This is a genomic window from Streptomyces sp. NPDC002809 (assembly GCF_040295435.1).
Taxonomy (GTDB): Bacteria; Actinomycetota; Actinomycetes; order Streptomycetales; family Streptomycetaceae; genus Streptomyces.
In genome coordinates, this window is the sequence record NZ_JBEOVJ010000040.1 from 22711 (window position 1) to 48157 (window position 25447).

A 25447-nucleotide genomic window follows, 5' to 3' on the forward strand; every position below is an offset into this window, starting at 1 on the left:
CCGTCAGTTCTCCAGCACCGCGCGCAGGTCCCACAGGGCACGCCAGGTGGCCGACCCCTGCTCCGCGCGCCTGCGCACCGGCCCGTCCCAGTACCCCAGCAGCCGTGCCGCGTCGGCGGGGTCGTCCTTGCGGACGACCCCGAGCAGATGGCCGGGCAGGAGGGAGAGCACGTCCCGGTCGCCCGGGAAGTAGGCGGCGGCCAGGCCAAGGGCGCCCGCGACGGAGACCGCCTCCGCCGTACTCATCACCGTGGAGGGGCGCTCGACCTCCCAGCCCTCCACGGAGCGGCCCTCGCGCAGGTCCCGGAAGGCGGTGACAAGGGCTTCGAGGACCGCGTCGTCCACCTGGAAGGCGGCGCCCACGCGTTCGACGGCCGCCCGCGACTGGCGCCGCACGAGCGCGGTCTCGGCGTCCACGTCCCCGATGGGGCCCACGGTCTCGAAGTTGAAGCGCCGCTTCAGCGCGGCGGACATCTCCGAGACGCCCTTGTCCCGCAGGTTGGCGGTGGCGATGAGGGTGAACCCGGGGGCCGCGTACACCTGGGCGCCCTCGCCGCCCGCGAGTTCGGGGACCGCGATCCGCCGCTCGGAGAGCAGGGACACGAGAGCGTCCTGGACCTCCGGCAGGCAGCGGGTGACCTCCTCGACGCGGGCGACGGCCCCCCGGGTCATGGCGGCGAGCACCGGGGAGGGCACCAGCGCTTGCTCGGTGGGGCCCTGCGCGAGCAGCAGCGCGTAGTTCCAGCCGTACTTGAGCTGGTCCTCGGTGGTGCCCGCGGTGCCCTGCACGGTGAGCGCGCTGGTCCCGCAGACGGCCGCCGAAAGCAGCTCGGAGAGCATGGACTTGGCGGTGCCGGGTTCGCCCACGAGGAGGAGTCCGCGCTCTCCGGCGAGGGTGACCACACACCGCTCGACCAGGGCGCGCTCGCCGACGAACTTCTGCTCGATCACCAGGCGGGGCGGCACCCCTGCGCCGGGTCGGGCGCCCTTCGGCAGGCCGAGTGCGTCGCCCGCGCTGCCCATCACGAAGGTGACGACGGCGCGCGGGGTGAGCAGCCAGCCGGGTGGGCGGGGCCCGGAGTCATGGGCGGCGAGGAAGGCCAGCTCGGTGGCGTACCGGTCCTCGGGGAGCGTGACCTGACGGGGCTCCCGGCCGGGAGCCGTCGCCTGGTCCGGGACGCCACCCGTGGTGGTGCTGTCCATGGTGGTCGTGGTGTCGTTCGTCATCGGCGGCGGCCCTTCCGGGTTGCGCGGGTGTCAAGTTCTTCGAAGGCGGGGGCGTCGCCGTCGCGGACCCGTGCCCAGGCGGCTGCGAACAGCGCGGGCACGGGGAGGCCGGGCAGGGTCCGGGTGGACCCTGTCACGGGATACAGGCGTTCCTTCCAGGTCTCCAACGGCAGTCCGGGGGCGCCGCGTTCGAGCCAGCCGCAGGGGAGGAACAGGGTGCGGCCGGCGCGGGAGCGCTTCGCCTCCACGACGAGGCCGGTGGCGGCGAGTTCCGTCCGGGCCTTCTTGATCCGTGCCGGCTTCCACTCGGTCCAGCGGGCGCAGTTGCGGTCCGTCGGGTCGGGCAGGGCGAGCAGCATCAGGTAGAGCGCGGCGGCGTCCGCGCTCAGGCCGAGGGCGTCGGCGGCTTCGGTCACCAGCTCCGGCACCGCACGCGTCGGATCCTGCGCGGGGTGGTGCGGGGCGCCGTCGGGGGTGCCCGCCGAGGCCAGGGCGTCGGTCTCCTCGTCCAGCAGGGCGCGCAGGGCGAGCAGATCGCCGGTGCCGTACGGGGAGACGGTGCCCTCGACGAGGCCGAACGCCGGGTCGTCGGGGCCCGCCAGACCGGCCGGGCGGATCAGGAGCTTCTCGTTGTCGGCGTAGCCGGGGGCGAGGAGCAGCGCCGTGCCGGCCCTGACCAGACCGTCGGCATCGGCGCCGCCGGACTCGGGGAGCCCGTGGGCGGCGCGGACCACGGGGCCGATCGAGCCACCCGACTCGGCCCATTCCAGACCGAGGTCCAGCAACAGGTCCGGATCGGCGAGGCAGTCTCGCAACGCGGTGAGCCCGACGGGCAGGTGCGCCCGCAGGGGGTGCCCGTACGGCAGCGTGTAGGCGAGAGTGCGCAGGGCGGTCACGGCCGAGGAGACCGCGCCGCGTGCGCCCGCCCGGCGCAGTCCCGGGCGGCCGGTGCCGTCCGGGACGTACGTGCCGTGGGCGAGCCAGGTCCGGGAGCCCGCGTTGAGGATCAGGTCGACGGCCTCCGCGGCGGTGCCCGACAGGTCGAGATCCAGTTCCTCGGGGACACGGACGAGGGAGGCCAGGCGCTTCTGCCACACCTCGGCGGCGGCCCGGACGTCGGGGCCCGTGGACCACAGCTCGGCCGGGTCGGCGGGCAGCAGTGCCTGGAGCACGGCGTGCCGGTCGTCACGGGGCAGTGCGTCCAGCCTGGACTGCGCGGCCTCGAAGGTACGTGTCTTCACGCCGAGGAGCGTGAGCGCCTCGGCGCCGGGCTCCTTGACGGCTGCCGACAGCAGGGCGGCGGACTGGAGGGGACCGATGCCCGTGGCCGTGTGGAACGCCGCGGCGGCCTCCGGGCGCCAGGGTGCAGGGCCCTGTTCCCGTACCTGGGCGGTGAGCCGGGTGAGCCGGTCGCGGTCGATGCCCTGTCGGTGAACCTTCTCGTGGTCCAGGGTGAAGCCCGGCACGGGGCCGAAGGCTCCTGTCGGGTCGTGGTCCAGGGCGAGCCAGCGCACCGCGTCGTTACGGGAGTTCCATCCGTGGCCGGCGAGGACCACGACGGTGCGGGCGCCCCTGCGCAGCACCTGGCCGAGGCGGTGCACGGTCTCGGGGCGTCCCGATCCGGTCGTCCCTCGGGAGATCGGCTCGACGAGTTCCACCTGCCGGACGGTGCCCGCCGGGTCGGCCAGCGGGCCCGCGGCGAGGGTCTCCAGGAACACGAGGAGCCCGGTGCGGTGCTCGGCGGAGGTGGTCGCCGAGGCTGCCCGGTAGGCCAGTTCGGGCAGATCGCCGAGGAGTTCGGTCCAGGTCAGGGATTTAGCGGGCACGGTGTACTCGTCCCGCTGCCAGCCGTCCACGGGGGTGAACGGGACCGTGGACAGGATGGGTGGGCCGAACGCCGGCTCGCCGCCGAGGACATGGTTGACGGCGAGGATCTGCCGGATCACGGTCCAACAGCGCCCGGCTCCCCACCAACCACCGCGCATCCGCTCGGAGTTCCAGGCCGAGGCCGCCTGGAGGGTCATGTCGTCGCCGTGCTCGGGCTCCTGATCGAAGAACATGCCCTTGGTGCGCGCGGTGTTCCGGGGGGTGGCCGGCTCCACGGGCTTGGGCGGCTCCAGGTACCGGGCGGCTGCGACAGCCCGGTCGACAGCGTTCCGGACGAGCGCGGTGACGCCCGCGAGCAGCCGTGCGTCGGACACCTCGGGCAGCACCCGGGCGAGGGCCTCCTGGCTCAGCTCCTGCGACGAGGGACCGGTGTACTCCTTGACGGCCCGGAACGCCTCCAGGTGCCGGGTGACCGCGGCGGCGACCTCGTTGAACAGCTCTCCCGCCCGGGAGTCCGTCAGGTTCCGCAGGGCGTTGGAGCCCCGCTCGTCCCTCGGGCGCAGGGCGTGCCAGTAGGCGACGGGGGGCACGTACGGGGTGCCCGCCGCGTCGTCCCCGCCGGAGGAGCCGGGGGTGACGGACCACAGGCTGCCACCGGTACCGTCCGTGTCCGCCGGGTGCGCTTCGACGGAGCGGTAGTGCAGGGCCGCGACCGGCCGGGCCCCTCCGGGCAGGGTGAGGGCGCCGAGCGGCACCGGGGAGCCGCCGCCGGGCAGCGGGTGCGGAAGGGTGACGGTGTGGCCGTCGGGGGTGCCGGCGACGATCCGGTGCCCGTCGGCGGGGGCGGCCGTTCCGGGCTCGGTGACCGTGCGGCGGACCCAGCGGCCGAGGACCGTGCCGTCCGTGCCGAACGGGGTGTTCTCCAGGCCGGGCTGGAGGGGAAGCACCTGGCAGTTCTCGGTGAGCAGCCGGCTGCCGTCCTGCACTCCGGAGCGGAGGAAGGCGGGGAGGGACGCGCGGCCGTGCGTGCCGCCGGCCGGGTCGTACTCGAGCCACACCTGCTGTGTGCCCTGGTGGCCTTCCCGCCAGAGACCGGTGCCGTCGGAGATGACTGCGCGCTGGGGCGGGAGGGAGGTGTCGCCCGCGTGCAGGGCCTTGCCACCGGTGGCAAGGCCGCCGCCGGGCAGCGGCAGGGAGACCTCGTCCGAGGGGCCGGAGCCGCCCCAGCGGGGGATCTGTTCGCCGCCGACGGTGAACGCCTCGGCGGGACGGTGCGACCAGTAGCCGCGCAGCTTGCCGTCCTCCCACCAGATGACCAGCAACTCGCCGTCGACGTAACGGAAGGCGAGCTGCCGCCAGTGGTCGACGGTGGCGGGCAGCCGCAGGGTGTGCCGCAGCAGAACGCCTTCCGGGCCGACGACGACGGCCCGTTCGAGAGTGTTGAGGATCAGGGCGGGCCATGCGCCGGTGACCCCGACATCATTCGACCGGTGGCGCTGCCCGCGCGTGGTGGCGGCGGCCTCAGCGGTCAGTTCGGCGTAGGTCTCGTCGAGCGCGGGCCAGCCCAGTTCGTCGAGGACGCCGGTACGCAGGGTGGAGGCGAGCAACGGCACGACGTCGTGGGCCTCGAGAAGGCGCACGGCTTCCGGGGCGACGTCCGCGACGACGGAGCGGAACGCCGAGAGCCTGTTGAGAGCGGTGTGCAGCCCGGGGAGCCCCCGCGCGGCCGCGTACTCCTGGGCGCAGGCGGTCAGCCACTCCCTCAGGATTCCGGAGAGCACCGGGTGTGCGGCCAGCTTCGCCATGCCGGCGTCGCTCAGCCACTGGCCGTGCCCGTCGCCGAGGCCGCCGACGTTCCGGCTCAGAAGGGCGCGGAAGACCGGCCGTTCGGCGACGGCGGCGAGGTCCCGTGCGCCGGGCGCGTTGTCGATGAGCCACGGGCCGACCGGGACACCGGACGTCTGTGCGTTGCCCGTGTCCTGGTCGTCGGGCTCGGCGACGGGGACGCCGGAGGCCAGGCAGAGGTCGAGAAGGTCCAGGTCGGCGTTGCGCTGCCAGCGGCCCTGGAACAGCTCGACGGGGCGCCCGTCGGCGCGCAGCCGGTCCGCCATCCGGGCGGCCAGTTCGAGGGTCTGCGGGCTGCGGCCCGCGATGGCCCGGTGGCGTCGGCGGTGTGCCTCCCAGCGTGCGAGCCAGTCCGCCGGGGAGACGGACGGATCGGAGGGGGCGGCGGAGTCGGAAGTACCGGTGCCGGAGGTGTCCGGGAGGCCGGTCAGCAGGTCCTCGGCGCCCGACTCGGCCAGCAACGCCAGCCAGTCGGATTCGCCGGCCTTCTCTCGGCTGCTCTCGCTGAAGGTCTCCGGGAAGAAGCCGAGGAGACGGGTTCGCACGGCCGCATCCCGCCGAGCGAGGGCGAGGAGCGCGGAGTGGTAGGCACCCCAGAACGAGGCGGGGGCGCGAACGACTCCCGGGGAGCCGATCAGATCGGCCACCAGTTCGCGTTCGGCGGTCTCGCGGTCCAGCCCGGCGGCCTTGACCAGCGCGCGCACGTCCTGGGGCAGCGCCGCGTACGGCGGCATGCCGGCCGCGCAGCGCTCGACCAGCAGACGGCGGAACTGAGCCCAGGCGTCCGCCGGTGCGAGCCGGGCCACCAGGTCCCGCACGTACTGCCGCAGTGCCTTGACGGTCAGCGCGCCGGCGAAGGCGAACTCCAGGAAGACAGCCCGCTGCCTGTCCTCGTCCACGGCCAGTCCGTGCACCCGTTCGGCCTCGCGGGCCTTGCCGAAGAAGGAGGCGGCGTAGGTGGCGTTCTCGGCCTGGAGGAAGAGGCGTGCCACCTGCTCGTAGTAGGTGGGCAGGAAGTGGGGCACGGCCCGGCCGAGCCGGGTACCGAGTGCGTCGAAGCCCTCCTTGGCCGCTCCGGCGCGGGTCCTGGCCTGCCGGCCCAGCCGCTCGATGTCCTTGACCAGGGCCAGGGCGTGGTGCCCGTTGGCCGGGTCGTTGACCAGGGCCCAGGCGGGGAAACCCAGGGTCTCGCGGCGTACCTGGCCCACCATGGGGGCCTCGGCGGCCCGGGCCAGCCCGAGGAACTCCAGGGCCAGGTCCTCGGCTTCGCCGAGGGTGCCCGGCACCAGCCGGACCACGGGGCGGTCGCCGAGGGCGGAGTGGGTGTAGGTGCGGGCGGTCAGCGCGTCGGCGTCGTCCCGGTCGGTGGTGCCGACCGGGAGGATCGCGCCCGCGTCCAGCAGGGCCGCCGCGCGGGCCCCGGCGGCGGAGGTGCTCTCACCCCGGGCCTGGGCGGGGAGCGGCGCCGCGCCCGCTTCCGTCGTGTTCGCGTGGGTGTTCGTCGTCGTGATGCTCATGCCGCCCGCTCCTCGTCCGCCACGTCGCGGCCGGCGTAGAGCGCCGCGGCCATGCGCATGCCCTCGGACCACGCGACGGGGCCGACCTCGGCGGCCGTCAGCGCGCGCCCCGCAGGGTCGGTCCAGCCCAGGGGGCCCGTCTCGGTGCCGTACTCGTCGTATCCGTCGTGCTCGCCGATCCAGATGCGGGCTTCGGCGGTGGCACCGTCCTCGACGACCGGGCAGACCGCGTATCCGCCGCGCGACCGGTAGCCGAGTTGGGTGACGCGGCCGTGCAGGAAGCGCAGTTCCTTGAACGTGCCGCCGGCGTAGGTGTCCACGGAGGTGGTGTCCGGGGCGAGGCCCGGCGGGCGGCGCCACACCTCGCGGAACAACTGCGCCACGTTCTGGCTCACCCCCAGTTCGACCGCGAACTCCCGCAGCTCGTCGAGGTCGTCGAGGAGGACGGGGTGGGGCAGGCTGACGACGTCCGGGGTGATGCGGACCGTGTCGCCGTCCAGGTCGACGAGGCCGAGACCGCGGTCGGGGTCGACATCGCGCAGGAATCCGGCGACGCCACCGTCCGCGCCGGTGACCACCACGTCCCGCAGGGCCTCCTGCCAGGACGGGTCGGGCCAGACCTGGGCCAGCACGGCCGTGGGGACGGGCAACGAACGCACCATCCACTGCTCGACGTCGGTCAGGCACTGGTGTTCGTGCCGCTCCAGCCACTCGGTCAACTGCCGGAGTCCGATGACCGCCGGGTCGTCCTTCAATCTGGCCGGGACGGACTTCAGCCGTCGGCCCTTCCCATTGCGGCAGACCACCTTGCCCGCCTCCAGGGCGACTTCGTAGTCGCCCGCCGTTACCCACCCCATGCGCTGTTCTCCCCGGTTTCCGGACGGCCGCCGATGCGGCGGCACGCTGATGAAACCCGTCAGCGGCAACGCACCGTGACGAGTGGGAGAGACTCTAGGCGTCCCCAGTGACAATCAGTCCGGGCGCCTCCGCTTCGTCGTACGGGCCCGCCCTCGGAAGGGGCCTCCCGGCCATGCCCGGCGTCCCGCCGACGCCCGCGACACCGCGGAACGCGCCGACGTGTTCGGCGCCCGCGCACCGGCCCGCCCCGCCCGTACTCACCCGCAGGCCCGCCTCACCCGCAGGCCCGCCTCGCTCGACGGACTCGCCCCGGTCGGCGCCGTCCTGACCACCGAGGCAACTGCGCCCGCCGTCCTGCTCCGTGACACGGCAGGGCGGCCGGCGCCGGCCGAACTGTTCTACCGGGTGAGGACGACTCGGCCCTTCGCCTCGTACTTTCCGGTGGCTGCGCCCAGCAGGTAGTCGGCCACGTCCGCGCGACTGATCCTCCCGCCGATCCGGCCGGTGTGGGTATCGGCGTCGACCACCTTGTAGGCGGCGGTGCGCGGGCCGTTGGTGAGCATCACAGGCAGGACGACAGTGCAGTTCGGAGCGCCGGCTTCGAGTTCGCCGTCCGCCACACCCTTGTCAGCCATCAGCTTGCCCATGAGCAGCTTGGACGCGGCCGCCTGAACGACAGACTGCTGCCGGGACGAGTTCCCTGCGCCGAGCGCGGACAGCCACACCAGGCGCTTGGCCTTGCCCGTGGCCATGGCAGGCAGGAGAGCGGCGGTGGTCCGGGTGGCCAGGGTGGACTTGAAGTCCTTTCCCGGACCGAGTGCGGAGATGACCGCGTCGCTGCCCGCAACGGCGCCGGCGACGTCACCGGCGACCGTCGCGTCTCCGGTGATCACGGTGACGCGGCTGCCGCCGCGCTGGGGCAGCCTGGCCGGGTCGCGCACGAGGGCTGTGACGCCGTGGCCGCCCTCCAGGGCCTGCGTGAGGACCTGCTGTCCGGTGGGGCCGGTCGCGCCGAGAAGGGTGATCTGCATGGGCTTTTCTCTCCGGAGTACTCAGGGGGCCGAAGCGGGTCCACCATAAAGTGAACGCTGGCTCATCTTCTATAGTGAGCGCACGTTCATCTTTCTGCAACCGCGCTGGTGGGAGCCGACTACAGTCGGGTCAACGGAACGGAGAGGTGAAGCCATGGCCCAGGACCGGACTCTGCGTGCGGATGCGGTGCGCAACCGTGCCAAGATCCTGGAGAGTGCCCGTGAGCTGATCACCCGCCACGGTGCCGATGTGTCCACCGACGCGATCGCCCGCGCCGCCGGCGTCGCCGCCGGGACCCTGTACCGCCACTTCCCCAGCAAGTCCGACCTGATCAGCGCCGCGCTGCAGGGAAGTCTGGAACGTCTGGCCGAGATCACGGAGGCCTCGTGGGCGCGGGTGGAGCGGGAGCAGTCCTCAGCGATGGAGGAGTTCCGCGCGCTCGCCGCGACGTACGTCCACACCTCGGCCCAGGATCACGCCTTCCGTCTCACGGCAGACCGTCTGACCGAGGACCACCGGTTCAGCGAGGGGCAGCTGCAACGCGCCGCCGACGCGGGCAGACGCCTGGTCGAGCGCGCACAGCAGGACGGGGACATGCACCCGGACGTCACCATCGACGACATCTATCTGCTGCTGCACTCCGCTCCTGTCGACGCGCCCCTCGCCACCCGTAACCGCTGGCTCGCCCTCATGCTCGCGGGCTTCGACGCGGAGCGGCGGGAGTGGCCGGACGCGAGCGAGCGCCCGGGCCGGTGAAGGCCGGACGCCCCCGGCCGGGCGGCCTGGGTCGTCCGTCGGTCCAGGCCGCGCGGAAACCGCCCCCTCCCCCCCGGAACAGCGGAAGAGGGAGCGGCAGGTCCCGGCGAGCTGCCGGGGTGGCGTTCGGGTGACTACTTCCAGTCCGGCAGGGTGGCCTCGCTGTAGCGGGAGCCGGCCGCTCCGTGCGGCAGGATCTCCTCGATGCGCCCGAGGTCCTGGGGTGTGAGCGCGACCTGCGCGGCCGCCACGTTCTCCTCCAGGCGGTGCGGGCTGCGGGTGCCCGGGATGGGCACGATGTCATCACCTTGCGCGAGCAGCCAGGCCAGGGCCAGCTGGGTGACCGTGGCGCCCTTGCTCGCCGCCAGGGCGGTCAGTTCGCGGACCGCGGCGAGGTTCTTCTCGTAGTTGCCGGGCTGCCAGCGGTCGTCCGTGCTGCGCATGTCTTCGGCGGGGTACTCGGCGGCCGGCTTGACGGCCGCGGTGAGAAAACCGCGGCCGAGGGGCGAGTAGGGCACGAAGCCGATCCCGAGTTCCCGGACCACTGGCAGGACCTCGGCCTCCACGGCACGCTCGAACACCGAGTACTCGGTCTGCAGCACCGAGACCGGATGGACCGCGTGGGCCCTCCGGATGGTCTCGGGACCCGCTTCACTCAGCCCGAAGTAGCGCACCTTACCTTCGGCGATCAGCTCGCCGACCGTGCCGGCCACGTCCTCGATAGGGACGTTCGGGTCCACGCGGTGCTGGTAGAGCACGTCGATGTGGTCGGTGCCCAGGTGGCGGAGACTGTCCTCGGTGACCTGTCGGATGTGCTCGGGCCGGCTGTCGAAGGCCCTTCCGATCCTGGCCGGGTCGCTGAGGTCGAAGCCGAACTTGGTGGCGAGCAGGATGTCGTCACGGAAGCCCTTCACGGCACGGCCGAGAAGCTGCTCGTTGCTGCCGGTGCCCATGCCGTACAGCTCAGCGGTGTCGAAGAGGGTGACGCCGAGCTCGTGGGCGCGGTGGATCGTGGCGGTGCCACTCGTCTCGTCCGAGGTCCCGTAGGCGATGGTCATGCCCATGGTGCCCAGGCCGATCGCCCCTGCCTGCAGCCCCTGGCCGCCCAGAGTCCGGCGGGGGAGGTTCGTCGTGTGCTGTGTCATACCCTCCACGCTAGGGAAACGGAGCACTGGGAGCATGGGGCACCGGTCGCGTAAAATTGCCTGATCGTCTCAGCGAGGGAGTGTGCCGTGCTGGATCGGCTTGCCGCAGCCATCGACCGGCACTGGGCGGAACCAGGGGCGGACAGCAGGATTCCCCGGCTGTCCCTTGCCGCGGCCGACGAACCCATCGAGCCCACCGGCCTGCTGTACGAGCCGATGATCTGCTTCGTCGCCGTCGGCGCGAAGCGCACCACTTCGGGAGATCTGAGCCTGATCGCACGCGACGGCGAGATGCTCCTCACCACTGTCGACCTGCCGGTCGCCGTCGACCTGGTGAAGGTGCCCTACCGGTCCGCCGTCATGCGACTCGACGGTCGAGCGCTCGCCGACCTGCTCATCGAGCTGGACGAGACCGGCCCGGCGACCGCCGCGACCGCACCGGGACAGGTGAGCGCACCGATGACACCGGAGCTCGCCGACGCGGTCACCCGCTGGGTCGAACTCCTCGACGCCCCTGAGGACATCGGCCCTCTCGCCCCACGGATCGAGAACGAGGTCCTCTACCGGCTGCTGCGCAGTTCGCTCGGCACCATCCTGCGCCAGTGGTCGCTGACCGACTCGACCACGAGCCGGATACGCGAGGTGGCCCGCTGGATCTGCGAGCGCTACACGGAGCCGCTCAGCATCGCCGCGATCGCGGCCGTCGCGCACATGAGCCCCGCCGGCCTGCACCGGCACTTCAAAGCGACCACGGGTACGAGCCCCCTCAAGTACCAGAAGCGGCTACGGCTGCAGGTGGCCCGGCAGCGCCTGATCGCGGGCGGCGACACCGTTTCGCAGATCGCGCAGGCGGTCGGGTACCTGAGCGCCACCCAGTTCAACCGCGAGTACCGCAGCGCTTACGGCCTCCCGCCCGGGCAGGACGCGGCCCGGCTCCGCGCCCGGCTCTCCGACAACCGCACCGCCGCGGCCCCGGGGGGCAAGGCCCTTTGACGGCCGACTGCCTCCGGGGGTTTCGGAGTCGGCCTCTCCGGCGCGAACGGGCCCACGCACGCGAAGGCCCACGAAAGGCCGGCGAAACACCGCCGAGCCGTCGGGCTCAGAGCGGTTCGCGGCAAAGAGCTGTCCCATTAGGGTCCGGCCGCCGGGGCTGCGGTGTCGGGCGAGAAGTGACGAAGTCGTCCACCGGGCCGAACAGTTCGGTCGGATCCGTCGCGAGAGCCCGGTGCCGGGGAGCGACGATCCGGGACACGCCGGGCATCGTGTCCCGGCTGCCGCGTCCGCTCCGGGACCGGTCGGCCCCGGAGCGTTGTCCGGTCCCGGGGGATCGATTCCTCCGGGGTGGCGGTGGATCAGCCGAAGACGACCGAGCGCACCTTCAGCCGCTCCGAGGCCCCGCCGGTGTGCGGGCGGAGAGTGAAGGAGTCGCCCTCGCAGCCGAGCTCGGTGAAGACCGTCGCCCAGGCGTCCGTGCGGTTCTTCGGTGAGTGACCGGGCTCGGGGTTGTCCTGGCCGACACCGGGGAGATCGAGGCACTCACCGCTGGGCGGGCTGTTGAGGAAGCCAACGGCCTCGTATCCCTCGATGGTCACGTAGTCATAGCGGAACTGTCCGGTCGCGGCCGATGCGGAAGCGGGGGTCGCGGCGATGAGCAGGGCGGCGCCGAGAACGGCCGTGAAAGCGGAGCGAAGACGCATCGTGGGTCTTTCTGCTGGTGGGGACGTTGCCGTGATCCTCATTGCCCAGTCGTCGGACATTGCATCCCCGCTTCACCCGTACGGATGGCGAGGAAACGAACCTGCATTCCCCCAAAGGGCCGCGACGTCCTGTGATGGGGGGGGATCCGAGGCTTCACCACGGCCCTGAACCGACGCCTCCGGTGGCAGGACCGGCGCGGGAACAACGCGGGCGCGGGCGCCATCACAGCAGCCGGGCAGCAGGTGGCGCCCGTGGAGTTGTCGGTGACCCGCAGACCGCCGGCGGGCGCGGCGATACGGTCGTCGACCGGTTGGCCGACCGCCCCGGGGAGCATCAGCGCCCTCGTACGGGCGCTCACAGCAGGGCCGGCCTCACAGTGACGCAGGCCCGGGGGCTCAGCCGGAGACAGCGGTGCGGGACAGGGCGGTGCGCAGGGCGAAGACGCCGAGCAGGCCGCCTGCCGTGAGCCTTTGGGCGGCCATGGCGCGGGGCCGGGCGGCCAGAAAACCCGAAACCCGCGCCGCGCCCAGCATGACCAGAGCATTCACGGAGATCCCCACGACGATCTGCACACCACCGAGCTGGAGCAGTTGCCCCCAGGCCGGGCCTGCCTGCGGGTCCAGGAACTGGGGCAGCAGGGCTGCGTACATGAGAGCGATCTTGGGGTTGAGCAGGTTGGTCAGCAACCCCGTCGAGAACAGGCGGGCATCGGAGACCGGAGGCAGGTCCTGGGCCGGGGCGAAGGGCGAGCGGCCCCCGGGCTTGAGCATGGTCCAGGCGAGGTAGGCCAGGTAGGCGGCCCCGGCAAGCTTGACCACCGTGAACGCCACCGGCACTGCGGCGAACAACGCGGACAGGCCCGCAGCCGCGGCCAGCAGGTAGCAGACGAATCCCACGGCGGTCCCACTGAGACTGACCAGGCCCGCCCTGCGGCCCTGGGTGATCGCACGGGAGGCAAGGTGGATCATGTTCGGTCCCGGAGTGAGCGCCATGCCCAGTTCGACCAGCGCCACTCCTCCGACTGCGGTCAGAGTGATCACCGGTCGACCTCCAGGTCGTTCGTCAAGTACCTGATACGGAACGGGGATACCCGACTGCAAACGGGGATGCCCGACTGCGATGGACGGGTACGACGCATGAGCAGCGCCTGCCGCGCCGCTGCAGCATACGGCCTTGCCGCTCGGCGCCTTCATGTGCCCCGGCCTCCTCCCGGCCCCGTTCCCGAGGCGTCGCCTCTTTTGGCGGGCGGGTGCCGGGCATCACGGTCGTCGACACGAGCCGGTGCCTTCTGGCGGGCGGTTGGCATCACGGTCGTCCACACGAACTCGGGTCTTTCGGCCGCCGGGTGCCGGGCATCACGGTCGTCGACACGAGCGCGTACCCGGAACGACCGTCCGCATCCCTTCGCCCGGACCGGGGCCGTCGACGGGATCCCCGGCAAGGCCGCCGCCTGTTCAGCGAATCTTCGACGCAGGTCACCAGGGCGACCGGGTACAGTGCGCGCCGGCAGTCCGGCTACTTGAGGAGGGAAGCGTGACCGACACCAGCGAAGCCCGGTCCGCGGACGGTGCAGCTCATGCGACCCAGCAGAGTCGACTGCGCCGCCTGATGCGCTACATCCCCTTTGTCGCCCCCGTCCTGTTGTGGACTGTGCCCTGCTGGGTGCTGGTCCACGCCGGCCAGCACTGGCCGCTCCCCGTGGCGCTGGGCGGCACCGCCCTGTTCGTTCTCGGTCTGGTCGCCATGCCGCTCGCGATGGTGCGCGGCCACGGCCGACGGCAGCAGGACTGGGCGGCGATCATCGGAGACACCCTCCTCGGGGTCGGCTGGGTGCTGTTCACCTGGTCCGTCCTGCTCGGCGTCCTGCTGCGCCTCGCCCTGGCCGTGGCCGGCGTGGGCGACGGGCAGAGCCGGGCCCGGATCGTCAGTTGGGCGGTCCTCTGTGTAGCCGCCGTGCTGCTCGCGTGGGGGTACGCCGAGGCCCGCCGGGTACCACGGGTACGCCGGCTCGACGTACAACTCCCGCGACTGGGAGCCGGACTCGACGGAACCCGCGTCGTCCTCATCACCGACACCCACTACGGCCCGCTCGACCGCGCCCGCTGGTCGGCCCGGGTCTGCGCGAAGGTCAACACCCTGGACGCCGACCTGGTCTGCCACACCGGCGACATCGCGGACGGCACGGCAGAACGCCGCCGCGCCCAGGCCGCTCCGCTCGGCACCGTGCAAGCCACCCACGCCCGGGTCTACGTCACCGGAAACCACGAGTACTACAGCGAGGCCCAGGGCTGGGTCGACCTGATGGACGAGCTGGGCTGGGAGCCTCTGCGCAACCGTCATCTGCTGCTCGAACGCGGGGGCGACACCCTTGTGGTCGCCGGCGTGGATGACGTCACCGCCGAGTCCTCCGGCCTGGCCGGCCACCGCGCCCACCTCGCCGGAGCCCTGAACGGCGCCGACCCCGACCTGCCCGTACTGCTCCTGGCCCACCAGCCCAAGTTCGTCGACCGGGCCGCAGCGGACGGCATCGACCTCCAACTCTCGGGCCACACCCACGGCGGCCAGATCTGGCCCTTCCACCACCTCGTCCGCATCGACCAGCCCGCCCTCGCAGGCCTCAGCCGCCACGGCGCGCGTACCCTCCTCTACACCAGCCGCGGCACCGGTTTCTGGGGCCCGCCGTTCCGTGTCTTCGCTCCCAGCGAGATCACACTGCTCGTACTCCGCGCCCCTCAGCGGCTTCCCGAACAGCCCCTCTGAGCGTGGTCATGGTTGCGCCTGTCCGCGACCGGGCGGAAGACCGAAGACCTCGCGGGAGAAGCACCGCAGGACCGGTGGCCGGTGACGGAAGAGCGGGCGCTCGCAGGTGCCCGATCGAGCAGCATCGCCGGCGTCCCATTTCTTCGGACGTGCGCCTTCCGCCCATTTCTTGATCTCGTGGCGCAGGGGCGCCAGGCCGTTTCCGGACGCGGAGGCCTCGACCGTCTCCAGGTCCTACCGATGCTCGGAAATGCGCGTCCCCTTGCCGCGTGACGCCGGGCAGACCCTGCGCGATGAGCTTTCGCATCGCTGTTCTTCCGGCCCATGGGGTGGTGCGGCCACGCTGACCGCGTCCACTCCTGGGACGGAGCCGCCGCACGGGTCTCGACGTCCCGGCCACATCTCTCGTCGAGGACTACTCGGGCAGGGGGCGTCCGTCGATGACGTTCTTCATGACGAGGGTGGAGGTCAGGCGCTGGACCCCTGGCAGCCGGGCGAGCTGGTGGTCGTACAGCTGCTGGAAGGCGGCCAGGTCGGTGGTGGCCACACGCAGGAGGTAGTCCGGCTCACCGAAGAGGCGCTGGGCCTGGAGGACGTGCGGGATCTCGGCCACGGCCTCTTCGAAGTCACCGACAGTGTCGGGGGTCTCCCAGCGCAGGGTGGCGAAGACAAGGGCTTCGAAGTTCAGGCCGACCGCGGCCGGGTCGACGACTGCCCGGTAGCCGCGGATCGCGCCTTCGCGTTCGAGGTCGCGCAGGCGGCGGTGGCAGGGCGAGACGCTGAGCTGCACGCGAGCGGCCAGCTCGGTGACGGTCAGACGGCCGTCGAGCTGCAGCTCAGCAAGAATCTTCTGGTCCAGGGCATCCATGGCACAGATTCTCCCCCACATCGCACGGTCGTGAGGTAAATAAGCAAACACATTCGGGCAAATCCAGCCTAGCCTTCCCTCTCGGGCGCTGAACCAGACGCTGAGCCAGACGCTGAGCCAGACGCCGAAACAGATGAAAGATGCGAGGGAACGTTTTATGGATACGACGACGCTGGCGGCCTTCCTTGTGGTGGACCTGCTGCTGGTGTTCACCCCGGGCGCTGACTGGGCGTACGCGATCTCCGCCGGACTGCGGGGACGTTCGGTCGCACCCGCCACCATCGGGCTGGTCGCCGGGCATGCGGCCTACGCACTGGGGGCCGTCGCGGGCCTGGCGGTGATCGTGGCAGGCTCCCCGGCCGTACTCACCGCCCTGACTGTCGCGGGCGCCGTCTACCTGCTGTGGCTGGGCTGGGGCGTGCTGCGGCAGCCCGCCGTACCGGCGGTGGCAGCGGAAGGGGAGACGGAAGCCTCAGGCATGCAGACCATGCTCAGGGGGTTCGGGATCAGCGGGCTGAACCCGAAGGCGCTGCTGCTGTACTTCTCGCTGTTCCCGCAGTTCATCCACCCCGGTGCCGGCTGGCCGGTCGCCGCGCAGACCGGGCTGCTCAGCATGGTGCACCTGACCGCCTGCGCTGTCGTCTACCTCGCCGTCGGCGTCCTGGCCCGCACGGTCCTGAAGACCCGGCCCTCGGCCGCCCGAACCGTCACCCGCATCAGCGGTGCCATGATGATCGTCATCGGCGCCCTCCTGCTGGTGGAGCGCCTGGCCGGCTGAGTTCCCCGCCCCGATCCGCCCGAAGCGGACTTGCGGGAAGGTGCGGGGACGGAAGACCGGACACAGCAGGAGCAGGCGAGCCCCACGGTCCGCAAGCGCGTCCAGGACCACTTCGACCGCCAGGGCCTCCAGCCGCGCATGACCGCCTCGATGCGATCGGAACCGTCCTCGCGCCCCGCCGCACCCTGACCGAGTGCCGACCGGAGGTGTACGGCGTCCGGGCTGACTGCGAACGCAGACTCGCCGCCGGCGGCAGGCAGACCCCGACCCGCGCGAACAGGTCGGCCCGGTAGGACCCGTCCGGCCCGGTGGTCACTTTCCGACCGCGCCCCGCGCCCCGGGCCTCGGCGTCGACCTCGTGCGAGCGGGCCCGTCGGTTCTGGGTCAGGGGGTCGCGGCGGAGACGACGTACACGACAGGCGACACCGGGTCGGTCATGTCGACGGTGATGTCCTGGGTCGGCCGCGGGTCCTTGTTGGTGTGTGTGGTGCCCGCCCACGAGACGCCGTCGCCGAAGTACCAGCCCGCGACCTTCATGTCGCGCTCGCCCACGGTGACCTTGCCCGTCTCCAGGGCGGCACGCCCTGTGCCCACCTGGGTCAGGAACCGGTCGAGGCCGTTGGACGTCGTGCGGAACTGCACGTACATCCGGCTGGCCTTCCAGTTGTTGGTCTCGTAGTACTGGACCTCTTTGGCATCCATGGGGATCGGCACTTCGAAGATCCGGCGGAGCATGCGTGACGGCCAGCCCTCGCGGAGTCCCTGCGCCGCCGCCTCCGCGGCCTTGTCCTGGCCGGAGCGGCGGCTCTGCCCTGCGGAGATCAGCAGATAGCCCGCCGGGATGCCGATGAGCAGCACGATGATGGTCGCCGTGATCAGGCGCCGGCGGACGGTCCGGCGCCGTTCCTCGGGCGTCGGTCCCTCGCCGGGCGGCGGGGACTGGCGCGGCACGACGGGGTGCTCGGCTGCGGTCATGGGTGTGGGGATCCCTAGGAAGTGCGGGTGTTGCGCGTGTTACGGATGGTGCTGGCCGCCTGGTCGTAGATCTGGGCGTACCGCTCGTACCGCTCGACGCGTCGGCGGTTGGTACGACGGAAGCGGCGGGCCACCAGCCTGGCGAGGTCGGCCGCGCCGACCATACCTGCCTCGGGGCCGAGCTGCGCCTTCGCGATCCGGGCCTCGGGACGGTAGCCGCGGCCGGTGAGGTGCCGTTTGAAGGCGTCCCTGGCCGGTCCGATCAGCAGGTCGTCGGCGGCGCTGACACCGCCCCCGATGACGAAGCAGGAGGGGTCGAGCGCGGCGGCCAGATTGGCGATGCCCACGCCGAGCCACTGGCCGATGTCCTGGAGGAGCTCGATGCACATCGCATCGCCCTCGCGGGCCAGTTCGGTGATGAGCGGTCCGGTGATGTCGGGGATGTTGCCCTTGACCCGCTCGATGAGTCCGTGGGCCACCGGGGAGTCCGCGGCGGCCAGTTCCCTGGCCTCCCGGACGAGTGCGTTCCCGGAGCTGTACTGCTCCCAGCAGCCGCGGTTCCCGCAGGGGCAGCGGTGACCGCCGGGCACCACCTGCATGTGGCCGAACTCACCGGCGACGCCGTACTTGCCGCGCTTGACCTGACCGTCCTCCAGGATCGCGCCGCCGATGCCGGTGCCGAGCGTGATCATGACGAGGTGGTCCTCGCCGCGGCCGGCGCCGAAGCGCCATTCGGCCCAGGCTGCGGTGTTGGCATCGTTGTCCACCATGACCGGGACCACGAGCCGGGAGGCGATGGCGTCGCGCAGGGGCTCGTCGCGCCAGGCCAGGTGCGGGGCGAAGAGCACCTTGGAGCGGTCGGCGTCGACCCAGCCTGCCGCCCCGATGCCCACCGCGTGCACGTCGTGGCGGTCCGAGAGGTCCAGGACCAGCTCGACGATGGTGTCCTCGACGACCTTGGGGCTCTTGGACTTGTCGGGCGTCTCCGTCCGCAGGGTCTCCAGGATGTTGCCGTCGGCGTCGACGACGCCGGCCATCACCTTGGTTCCCCCGATGTCGATGCCGACCGTGGGCACCCGTGGCGCGGTGAGGTGCGAGCGCCGCTCCCTGGTGCCGACGGTCCGCAGGACGGTGGCGCGGGCGGAGCCGCGGTGCGTGAAGTCGCGGTACGTGCTCATCGTCCCTGCGTGGTCTGGGGGGCCGGCTCGTCGTGCTTCCGGCGGCGGACGGTGCCCGCCGCAGTCGATTCTGCCACTGACGGCCGGGGGCCGTGCGGCAACCGGCCTGCCGCCGCCCGCCCGGCAGGCCCGGAGACCCGGCCCGCCGGGCGGGCGGGAACAGCTGTGGACACGGTCACGCGGAGGTTTCGTCCTCGTCCGGCCGGCCGGCCGGCATGCCGGGGGCGCGCTCCAGCTCGTGGCTGAGCTCCTCCAGCTCGCTGCCGCCCGCCATCTGCCGGGTCAGCTCGTCCAGCGTGACGCTGCCCTTCGTGTGGCTGCCCGCCATGGCGCCCCGCTTGAGGAGCACGAAGCGGTCACCGACGAGGTACGCGTGGTGCGGGTTGTGCGTGATGAGAACCACGCCGAGTCCGGCGTCCCGGGCGGCGGCGACGTACTTGAGCACCACCCCGGACTGCTTGACGCCGAGCGCCGCGGTCGGCTCGTCCAGGACGAGGACCTTGGCGCCGAAGTGGACGGCACGCGCGATGGCGACGCACTGGCGCTCACCGCCGGACAGGGTGCCGATGGGCTGGTCCACGTCGCGCAGGTCGATGCCCATCCGCAGCAGCGCCGAGCGTGTCGTCTCCCGCATCAGCCGGACGTCGAGGCGCTTGAAGGGCCCGGCGCCGGTCGTCGGCTCGGAGCCGAGGAAGAAGTTTCGCCAGACCGGCATCAGGGGCACGACGGCGAGGTCCTGGTAGACCGTGGCGATGCCCCGGTCCAGGGCGTCGCGCGGATTGGCGAGTGCGGTCTCCTCGCCGTCGATCAGGAAGCTCCCGGCATCGTGCCGGTGCAGGCCCGCGATGATCTTGATCAGGGTGGACTTGCCGGCGCCGTTGTCACCGAGGACACAGGAGATCTCGCCCGCGTGGACCTCCAGCGAGACGTCCTGGAGCGCCTTGATGTTGCCGTAGTACTTGCTGACGTGGTCGAGCTCGACCAGTGCCCGCCGGTCGGTGTCCGCCGGCCCGCTCGATGCCTGGGGGGCCGTCATTTCGTCGCCTCCGCGCGCTTGCGTACCCATGCGTTGAGCAGGGTGGCCAGGAGCAGCATCGCTCCGAGGAAGAACTTGAACCAGTCCGGGTTCCACTCCGCGTACACGATGCCCTTGCTGGTCATGCCGAAGATGACGGCGCCGACCGCCGAGCCGATCGCGGAGCCGTAGCCGCCGGTGATCAGGCAGCCGCCGATGACGGCCGCGATGATGTAGATCAGCTCGTTGCCGACGCCCTCGCCGGACTGCACCACGTCGTAGCTGAACAGCAGGTGCTGCCCGGATACCCAGGCGGCGAAGGCCACCCCGAGGTAGAGCCCGATCTTGGTCCGGATCACCGGGACGCCGACCGCGCGGGCCGCGTCGGCCCCGCCGCCCACGGCGTAGATCCAGTTGCCGAAACGCGTGCGGAGGAGGATCCAGGTGGCGACCGCGACGAGGACGGCCCACCACAGGATGGTCACCTTCAGCTCGACGCCGCCGACCGTCCAGTGCGAGGCGAAGACCTTGCGCGCCGAGTCGAAGCCCTCCATGTTGCCGATGGTCTTCGTCGAGACGGTGCCGCTGATGAGCTTGGTGAGTCCCAGGTTGAGACCGGTCAGCATCAGGAACGTACCGAGCGTGATGATGAAGCTCGGGAGCTTGGTACGCGTCAGCATGAAGCCGTTGAAGGCGCCGATGACCAGCGTGACCAGCAGGGACACGAAGACGCCGACCCAGACGTTGGCCGTCATCTGGTAGCTGAACATCGACGAGACCAGCGCGGAACTGGTGACCATCACACCGGCGGAGAGGTCGAACTCTCCGCCGATCATCAGCAGCGCCACCGGCGCCGCCATGATCCCGATGGTGGAGGCCGCGTACAGCACCGTGCCGAAGCTGGTGGCGCGCAGGAAGCTGTCGGCCACGACCGCGAAGAAGAGGAAGACGGCAACCGCGCCGACGATCGAGCCCAGTTCGGGCCGGCCGAGCAGCTTGCGCAGCGGTGAGGTGCGCAGCAGCCGCTCGTCCGTACCGGTGGGGGACGACGATCCGGACGCCGCGGTCATCGGGTTCCCCGGTCGGCGTACTCGGCCAGCTGGGCGGCGTCGGCGGAGGTGATGACCTGCGGGCCGGTCAGGACCGGGCGCCCGCCGCCGAGCACGTTGCGGTTGTAGCGGTAGAGCCAGAGCAGATCGACGGCCTCGTACCCCTGGAGGTAGGGCTGCTGGTCGACGGCGAAGCCGAGGGTCTTGGCCTGGAGCTCGGCGGCGACCTTGGCGTTCAGGTCGAAGGTGTCGACCTCCGCCTTGCTGCCGGCGGTCTGCTTCGCCTTGACGGCGGCGTCCGCGAACGGTGCGCCGAGGGTCACGACCGCGTCGATGTCCTTGTCCGCCTGGAGCTTCGCCTCGATGGAGGCCTGGACGTCCGGCATGTTGGTGCCCTCGACGTACAGGTTCACCATCTCGCCGTCGAAGGTCTTCTTCGCCCCGGCGCAGCGCTGCTCGTGGCCGACGTTGCCCTGCTCGTGCAGGATGCACAGGGCCTTCTTGCGGCCGCGCTTGTTGAGCTCGTCACCGACGGCCTCGCCCGCGATCGACTCGTCCTGGCCGATGTGCGTGAGCGCGCCGTAGCTCTTGGACTCGGCGGAACCCGAGTTCACCGTGATCACGGGGATGCCGGCCCTGACGGCCTTGGCGACGACGTCCTTCATGGCGTCGGGCTTGGCAAGCGTGACGATCAGCCCGTCGACCTTCTTGTCGATGGCGGCCTGGACGAGCTGGGCCTGCTGCTGCGCCTCGTCGTTGTGCGAGTACAGGAAGTTGATGTTGTCCTTCTTGGCCGCCATGTCGGCGCCCTTCTGGACGATGTCCCAGAAGGTGTCGCCGTCGCCCGAGTGGGTGACCATGGCGAAGGTCCAGCGGGGCGTGTTCACCGCGGACCGGCCCTCGGCCGCGGCCTGCGCCGCACGCTCCTCCGCCCGCTTGCCGCCGGTGCTGCTGCATCCCATGAGGGAGGCCCCGAGCACCGCCGCTAGCACGGCGCCCATCGCACGTACCCCTGTCCGAACCCTTGCCACGACGCCGTGCCCTTCTTGTGCTGCTCGCTGTGCTGCTGGTGGAGCCGGGGCCATGCGGTCCCGGCCCGGCTGGGCAAGTATCCCCGAGCCCGAGGCCCCGCCGGCCGGAGGGGCGCGGCGCGTGTGTCGGGAGGGGGCGTGTACGGCAGCGGGGCGGCCGGGTGCGGCCGTCGTCACCGTACGAGTAGCCGAGAAGCCTGTGACACCGTACGAGAGCCTGGGCTCCGTGTCACCGTACGAGGAGCTGGAAATCGAAGGCGTAGCGCGAGGCGCGGTAGAGGTGGGAGCCGAACTCGACCGCCCGGCCGGTGTCGTCGAAGGTGGTGCGCTCCATCGTGAGCAGGGCTGCGCCCTCGCTCTCGCCGAGCGGGCCTGCCTCCTCGGCGGTGGCGAGCCGGGCGCCGACGGTCTGGCGGGCGCTGTGCAGGGTGATGCCCGCGCCGCGCATCATCCGGTAGAGGCCGGTGGCTGCGGTCCGGTCGCCGGAGAGGTCGAGGAGTCCGGCGGGCAGGTGGTTGCGCAGGAGGGCGAGGGGTTCGCCGTCAGCGTGGCGCAGCCGCTCGATGTACTGGACCTCGGCGCCTTCCGGGACGCCCAGCGCCGCGGCGACCGCCGCCGTGGCGGGCCGGGTGGTGTTGGCCAGGACGGTGGTCGAGGGGTGCCGGCCCGCGGTCTCCAGGTCGTCGTAGAGGCTGCTGAGTTCGAGCGGGCGCCTGACCTTGCTGCGCAGCACCTGGGTGCCGACGCCGCGGCGCCGGACGAGCAGGCCCTTGTCCACGAGCGACTGGATGGCCTGGCGGACAGTGGGCCGGGACAGCCCGAGCCGGACGGCGAGGTCGATCTCGTTGCCCAGCAGTCCGCCGAGGGCGAGCCGTCCGTCCTCGATGGCCGCCTCCAGCTGCTGAGCGAGCTGGTAGTAGAGCGGGACCGGGCTGGATCGGTCCACGTTGAGGTTGAGGACCGTGGCGTCGGCAGTGGATTTCGGCACGTCGGGAGCCTAACGCGCACATCAGCATCTCCCGTAGTCAGGTAGTCAGGTAGTCCTGTTGTCCGAACAGGGTCGGTCTGAGACCAATCCGCCGAAACGAGCCCCGATTTGTCAGGACATATGGTTGACACCGTCACCGGCGGACGGCACGTTGGGACCATGCGCATCGGACTCCTCGGCACCGGCCGGATCGGCTCCTTCCACGCGGGAGTCCTCGCCCGCCATCCCGCGGTGGAGGCCCTGGTGGTGGCGGACCCCGACCCGGCCCGCGCGGCCGCCGTCGCCGACCGGACCGGTGCGCGCGCGGTGGCCACGGCGACGGAGGTGTTCGACGCCGGTGTGGACGCCGTGGTGATCACCTCCGCCACATCCGCCCACGCCGAGCTGATCGGCCGGGCCGCCCGCGCCGGGCTGCCCGCGTTCTGCGAGAAGCCCGTCGCCCTGGACCTGGCGGGCACACTCGGGGCGCTCCGCGCGGCTGAGCGTGCGCACAGCGTCCTCCAGCTCGGCTTCATGCGCCGGTTCGACGCCGGATACGCGGCGGCACGCGCCGCGGTGCGCGGCGGGGCGCTCGGCCGGCTGCACACCGTACGGGCGGTGACGTCCGATCCGGCGCCGCCTCCCGCCGCGTACCTGCCGCTCTCCGGCGGGCTGTTCCGGGACTGTCTGGTCCATGACTTCGACATGGTGCGGTGGGTGACGGGCCGTGAGGTGGCGCGGGTGTACGCGACCGGGTCGGACGCCGGGCCCGCGATGTTCCGGGCGGCCGGCGACGTGGACACGGCGGCGGCGCTGCTGACGCTGGACGACGGCACCCTGGTCACGGCGACGGCGACCCGTTGCAACGGCGCCGGGTACGACGTGCGGATGGAGCTCGCGGGCGAGCGGGACCAGATCGCGGTCGGCCTCGACGACCGCACGCCCCTCACCTCCGCCGAACCGAGGAGCCCCGGCACCCCGGCCCGTCCCTGGCCCGGCTTCCTGGAACGCTTCGGCCCCGCGTACGAGGCCGAACTGGACGCCTTCGTCCGCCTGGTGCGCGGCGAGGCGGCCAATCCCTGCGACGGCCGGGAGGCGTTGCACGCGCTGCGGGTCGCGGAGGCTTGCGAGGTCTCACGGCGCGAGCGGCGCCCGGTGGAGCTGACGGAGATCCCGTCCGCCTGACCCGGGCACACCGCCTGCCCGTTCACCATCCGACCGGCAGCCCCTCCGGCCCCCGGATGAGCATCCCCGTACGCCAGGTCAGCTCGGACGGATCGACGTCCAGTGCGAGATCCGGGCAGCGCTCCAGCAACGATCTGATGGCCACCGCCGCCTCGATGCGGGCCAGCGGCGCGCCCAGGCAGTAGTGGATGCCGTGACCGAAGGCCAGGTGCCCGCGGGCGTCCCGGGTGATGTCGAAACGGTCCGCCTCCGGGTAGCGGCGCGGGTCGCGGTTGGCATCCGACATCGCGACCAGGACGAGCTCACCGCCGCCCGGAATCACCGTGCCGCCCACATCCATCGCTTCGGTGGTGAACCGGTACGTGGGTGTCTCCACCGGGCCCGCGTAGCGCAGCATCTCCTCCACGGCGTTTTCGATGAGGCCGAAGTCGGCTCGCAGTGCCGCCAGTTGGTCCGGGTGGGTGAGCAGGGCCAGCACGCCGTTGGAGATCAGGTTGACCGTGGTCTCGTGCCCTGCGACGAGCAGCAGCCAGGCCATGCCCATCAGTTCGCCGGCGGAGAGCCGGTCGCCCTCCTCGTCGGCCGTGTGGATCAGCGCGCTCATCAGGTCGTCGCCCGGTTGTCTGCGCTTGTCGTCGAGCAGCCCGGCCAGATAGCCCGACATCTCGGTGGTCGCGGCGCGGCGCGCGTCGCCGTCGATGGAGGACACCACGGTGTTGGACCACTCGCGAAAGGCCCGGCGGTCCAGGAAGGGCACGCCGAGCAGTTCGCAGATGACGGACATGGGCAGCGGGAAGGACAGGGATTCGACGAGATCGGTCCTGCGGTCCGGACCCGCGAGCATGGTGTCGAGCAGCTCGTCCGTCATCTGCTGGACGCGCGGGACGAGTTGCTGCATCCGGCGGGCGGTGAACCCGCGGGTCACGAGTTTGCGCAGGCGGGTGTGCGCGGGTGCGTCCGAGCTGAGCATCGAGGTCCCCGAGGCGACCTGGCTGACGCCGAGGGAGGGCGAGGCGTTGCGCCACTCCTTGGAGAAGCGCTGGTCCGCGAGTGCGGCCCGGCCCTCCTCGTACCCGACCACGAGCCAGGCGGGTGTGCCCTCGGGGATGCGGACCCGGTGGACGGGTCCACGGGCCCGTAAGTCCGCGTAGACGGGGTGCGGATCACGGGTGAAGCGCTCACCGAGCGCGCCGAGGTCGAGTATCGCTTCGGTCGTCATGTGGAGCTCCTTCAGGACGAGGTGGCGCTCAGCACGGTGCCCTGGGCAACGGCACACAGTGTCTCTGCGCCGTCCTGGCCAACGACAAACAGATCGCAGCGCGCCACGGCCTGCCTGCGGCCGGTGTGGACGACCTCCGCACGCGCGACGAGTGTGGCGCCGGTGGCCGGGCGGAGGTACTGGATCGAAAAGCCGCCGGTCAGTACCGCCGGGCCCAGCGTCGTGCCGGCGGCGAAGGTGAGGGCGTTGTCGGCTGCGTAGGCGAGCACGCCTCCGTGCAGGAATCCGTTCTGCTGCCGCAACTCCTCACGGCTGTCGATCTCCAGCGTGGCAGCGCCGCCGCCGAAGGCGGTGATCCGTGCGCCGACGAGGGCGCTGAACGGCTGGCTGTCGAGTACCTTCTGTGCCGTCTGCAGGTCGAGTCCGGTCATGGCGGGGTCCTCTCTGTCTCGCCGGCGAACCGCCCGGAGAGCGAGTCCCTGTCACCGGCGCACGGGGAGCCTGCGCGCTCTGCGGA

21 protein-coding genes are annotated in these 25447 nt (G+C 71.8%); 5 read left to right on the plus strand and 16 right to left on the minus strand.

The genetic code is table 11. The features are described from left to right. Positions 1 to 3: 3 nt before the first annotated feature. The 4 genes from ABT025_RS23005 to ABT025_RS23020 all read right to left on the minus strand — a co-directional run bounded on the left by ABT025_RS23005 (position 4) and on the right by ABT025_RS23020 (position 8305). On the minus strand, positions 4 to 1227 hold the full coding sequence (locus tag ABT025_RS23005) for an AAA family ATPase (protein ID WP_350997475.1): 1224 nt from the start codon (positions 1225 to 1227) through the stop codon (positions 4 to 6). Then, positions 1224 to 6416, minus strand: coding sequence for a hypothetical protein (locus tag ABT025_RS23010; protein WP_350997477.1), 5193 nt, complete (start codon positions 6414 to 6416; stop codon positions 1224 to 1226). Before ABT025_RS23010 ends, ABT025_RS23005 begins: the two co-directional genes overlap by 4 nt. Then, a complete protein-coding gene (locus tag ABT025_RS23015; RefSeq protein WP_350997480.1) occupies positions 6413 to 7273 on the minus strand; it encodes a DUF4132 domain-containing protein in 861 nt (286 codons plus the stop codon). The genes ABT025_RS23010 and ABT025_RS23015 overlap by 4 nt, the downstream gene beginning before the upstream one ends. Positions 7274 to 7672: 399 nt before the next feature. After that, positions 7673 to 8305: an NAD(P)-dependent oxidoreductase gene (locus ABT025_RS23020; protein WP_350997483.1), complete on the minus strand. Its 633-nt coding sequence runs from the start codon at positions 8303 to 8305 to the stop codon at positions 7673 to 7675. A 154-nt stretch (positions 8306 to 8459) separates the two neighbouring features. Between ABT025_RS23020 and ABT025_RS23025 the strand changes: the two genes are divergently transcribed. Further along, positions 8460 to 9062 carry a TetR/AcrR family transcriptional regulator gene (locus tag ABT025_RS23025; RefSeq protein ID WP_350997486.1) on the plus strand — a complete coding sequence of 201 codons (603 nt, stop codon included), beginning with the start codon at positions 8460 to 8462 and terminating at the stop codon, positions 9060 to 9062. A 134-nt stretch (positions 9063 to 9196) separates the two neighbouring features. On the opposite strand, the gene ABT025_RS23030 is transcribed toward ABT025_RS23025, so the two are convergent. Then, positions 9197 to 10207 (minus strand): aldo/keto reductase, encoded by a 1011-nt coding sequence (locus ABT025_RS23030; protein ID WP_350997489.1) that lies wholly within the window; start codon positions 10205 to 10207, stop codon positions 9197 to 9199. An 87-nt stretch (positions 10208 to 10294) separates the two neighbouring features. Here ABT025_RS23030 and ABT025_RS23035 point away from each other — a divergent pair, with 87 nt between their 5' ends. Further along, entirely contained in the window at positions 10295 to 11200 is a 906-nt protein-coding gene (locus ABT025_RS23035) for an AraC family transcriptional regulator (RefSeq protein WP_350997492.1), read from the plus strand. A 359-nt stretch (positions 11201 to 11559) separates the two neighbouring features. On the opposite strand, the gene ABT025_RS23040 is transcribed toward ABT025_RS23035, so the two are convergent. Further along, complete coding sequence (locus tag ABT025_RS23040) at positions 11560 to 11904, minus strand: hypothetical protein (RefSeq protein WP_350997495.1); 345 nt, start codon at positions 11902 to 11904, stop codon at positions 11560 to 11562. A 396-nt stretch (positions 11905 to 12300) separates the two neighbouring features. Continuing rightward, complete coding sequence (locus ABT025_RS23045; RefSeq protein ID WP_350997497.1) at positions 12301 to 12945, minus strand: LysE family translocator; 645 nt, start codon at positions 12943 to 12945, stop codon at positions 12301 to 12303. 493 nt (positions 12946 to 13438) lie between these two features. Between ABT025_RS23045 and ABT025_RS23050 the strand changes: the two genes are divergently transcribed. Continuing rightward, positions 13439 to 14665, plus strand: coding sequence for a metallophosphoesterase (locus ABT025_RS23050; RefSeq protein WP_350997500.1), 1227 nt, complete (start codon positions 13439 to 13441; stop codon positions 14663 to 14665). Between the two features lie 415 nt (positions 14666 to 15080). Here the strand turns inward: ABT025_RS23050 and ABT025_RS23055 are convergent, their stop codons facing one another. Continuing rightward, a complete protein-coding gene (locus ABT025_RS23055) occupies positions 15081 to 15533 on the minus strand; it encodes an Lrp/AsnC family transcriptional regulator (RefSeq protein ID WP_350997503.1) in 453 nt (150 codons plus the stop codon). A gap of 157 nt (positions 15534 to 15690) precedes the next feature. Here ABT025_RS23055 and ABT025_RS23060 point away from each other — a divergent pair, with 157 nt between their 5' ends. Further along, positions 15691 to 16311 carry a LysE family translocator gene (locus ABT025_RS23060; protein WP_350997506.1) on the plus strand — a complete coding sequence of 207 codons (621 nt, stop codon included), beginning with the start codon at positions 15691 to 15693 and terminating at the stop codon, positions 16309 to 16311. Between the two features lie 384 nt (positions 16312 to 16695). Here ABT025_RS23060 and ABT025_RS23065 read toward each other — a convergent pair whose 3' ends face one another. The 6 genes from ABT025_RS23065 to ABT025_RS23090 all read right to left on the minus strand — a co-directional run bounded on the left by ABT025_RS23065 (position 16696) and on the right by ABT025_RS23090 (position 22547). Next, positions 16696 to 17286, minus strand: a complete 591-nt coding sequence (locus tag ABT025_RS23065; protein WP_350997509.1) for a hypothetical protein — start codon at positions 17284 to 17286, stop codon at positions 16696 to 16698. 14 nt (positions 17287 to 17300) lie between these two features. After that, on the minus strand, positions 17301 to 18464 hold the full coding sequence (locus tag ABT025_RS23070; RefSeq protein WP_123463723.1) for an ROK family glucokinase: 1164 nt from the start codon (positions 18462 to 18464) through the stop codon (positions 17301 to 17303). A gap of 175 nt (positions 18465 to 18639) precedes the next feature. Further along, positions 18640 to 19500, minus strand: coding sequence for an ATP-binding cassette domain-containing protein (locus tag ABT025_RS23075; RefSeq protein WP_350997513.1), 861 nt, complete (start codon positions 19498 to 19500; stop codon positions 18640 to 18642). Next, positions 19497 to 20549, minus strand: a complete 1053-nt coding sequence (locus ABT025_RS23080) for an ABC transporter permease (RefSeq protein WP_350997516.1) — start codon at positions 20547 to 20549, stop codon at positions 19497 to 19499. The genes ABT025_RS23075 and ABT025_RS23080 overlap by 4 nt, the downstream gene beginning before the upstream one ends. After that, on the minus strand, positions 20546 to 21559 hold the full coding sequence (locus tag ABT025_RS23085) for a sugar ABC transporter substrate-binding protein (protein ID WP_502972002.1): 1014 nt from the start codon (positions 21557 to 21559) through the stop codon (positions 20546 to 20548). Before ABT025_RS23085 ends, ABT025_RS23080 begins: the two co-directional genes overlap by 4 nt. Positions 21560 to 21788: 229 nt before the next feature. Then, complete coding sequence (locus ABT025_RS23090; RefSeq protein WP_350997527.1) at positions 21789 to 22547, minus strand: GntR family transcriptional regulator; 759 nt, start codon at positions 22545 to 22547, stop codon at positions 21789 to 21791. A gap of 159 nt (positions 22548 to 22706) precedes the next feature. Between ABT025_RS23090 and ABT025_RS23095 the strand changes: the two genes are divergently transcribed. Continuing rightward, on the plus strand, positions 22707 to 23711 hold the full coding sequence (locus ABT025_RS23095) for a Gfo/Idh/MocA family protein (protein WP_350997530.1): 1005 nt from the start codon (positions 22707 to 22709) through the stop codon (positions 23709 to 23711). A gap of 22 nt (positions 23712 to 23733) precedes the next feature. Here the strand turns inward: ABT025_RS23095 and ABT025_RS23100 are convergent, their stop codons facing one another. Next, positions 23734 to 24930 carry a cytochrome P450 family protein gene (locus tag ABT025_RS23100; RefSeq protein WP_350997533.1) on the minus strand — a complete coding sequence of 399 codons (1197 nt, stop codon included), beginning with the start codon at positions 24928 to 24930 and terminating at the stop codon, positions 23734 to 23736. A gap of 11 nt (positions 24931 to 24941) precedes the next feature. After that, positions 24942 to 25361: a PaaI family thioesterase gene (locus ABT025_RS23105; protein ID WP_350997536.1), complete on the minus strand. Its 420-nt coding sequence runs from the start codon at positions 25359 to 25361 to the stop codon at positions 24942 to 24944. Positions 25362 to 25447 lie beyond the last annotated feature (86 nt).

Excerpts from the sequence above, each read along its gene's own strand:
- ABT025_RS23005 (WP_350997475.1), bottom strand. The coding sequence starts at position 1,227 with ATGACGAACGACACCACGACCACCATGGACAGCACCACCACGGGTGGC.
- ABT025_RS23010 (WP_350997477.1), bottom strand. The coding sequence starts at position 6,416 with ATGAGCATCACGACGACGAACACCCACGCGAACACGACGGAAGCGGGC.
- ABT025_RS23015 (WP_350997480.1), bottom strand. The coding sequence starts at position 7,273 with ATGGGGTGGGTAACGGCGGGCGACTACGAAGTCGCCCTGGAGGCGGGC.
- ABT025_RS23020 (WP_350997483.1), bottom strand. The coding sequence starts at position 8,305 with ATGCAGATCACCCTTCTCGGCGCGACCGGCCCCACCGGACAGCAGGTC.
- ABT025_RS23025 (WP_350997486.1), top strand. The coding sequence starts at position 8,460 with ATGGCCCAGGACCGGACTCTGCGTGCGGATGCGGTGCGCAACCGTGCC.
- ABT025_RS23030 (WP_350997489.1), bottom strand. The coding sequence starts at position 10,207 with ATGACACAGCACACGACGAACCTCCCCCGCCGGACTCTGGGCGGCCAG.
- ABT025_RS23040 (WP_350997495.1), bottom strand. The coding sequence starts at position 11,904 with ATGCGTCTTCGCTCCGCTTTCACGGCCGTTCTCGGCGCCGCCCTGCTC.
- ABT025_RS23055 (WP_350997503.1), bottom strand. The coding sequence starts at position 15,533 with ATGGATGCCCTGGACCAGAAGATTCTTGCTGAGCTGCAGCTCGACGGC.
- ABT025_RS23060 (WP_350997506.1), top strand. The coding sequence starts at position 15,691 with ATGGATACGACGACGCTGGCGGCCTTCCTTGTGGTGGACCTGCTGCTG.
- ABT025_RS23065 (WP_350997509.1), bottom strand. The coding sequence starts at position 17,286 with ATGACCGCAGCCGAGCACCCCGTCGTGCCGCGCCAGTCCCCGCCGCCC.
- ABT025_RS23070 (WP_123463723.1), bottom strand. The coding sequence starts at position 18,464 with ATGAGCACGTACCGCGACTTCACGCACCGCGGCTCCGCCCGCGCCACC.
- ABT025_RS23075 (WP_350997513.1), bottom strand. The coding sequence starts at position 19,500 with ATGACGGCCCCCCAGGCATCGAGCGGGCCGGCGGACACCGACCGGCGG.
- ABT025_RS23080 (WP_350997516.1), bottom strand. The coding sequence starts at position 20,549 with ATGACCGCGGCGTCCGGATCGTCGTCCCCCACCGGTACGGACGAGCGG.
- ABT025_RS23095 (WP_350997530.1), top strand. The coding sequence starts at position 22,707 with ATGCGCATCGGACTCCTCGGCACCGGCCGGATCGGCTCCTTCCACGCG.
- ABT025_RS23100 (WP_350997533.1), bottom strand. The coding sequence starts at position 24,930 with ATGACGACCGAAGCGATACTCGACCTCGGCGCGCTCGGTGAGCGCTTC.
- ABT025_RS23105 (WP_350997536.1), bottom strand. The coding sequence starts at position 25,361 with ATGACCGGACTCGACCTGCAGACGGCACAGAAGGTACTCGACAGCCAG.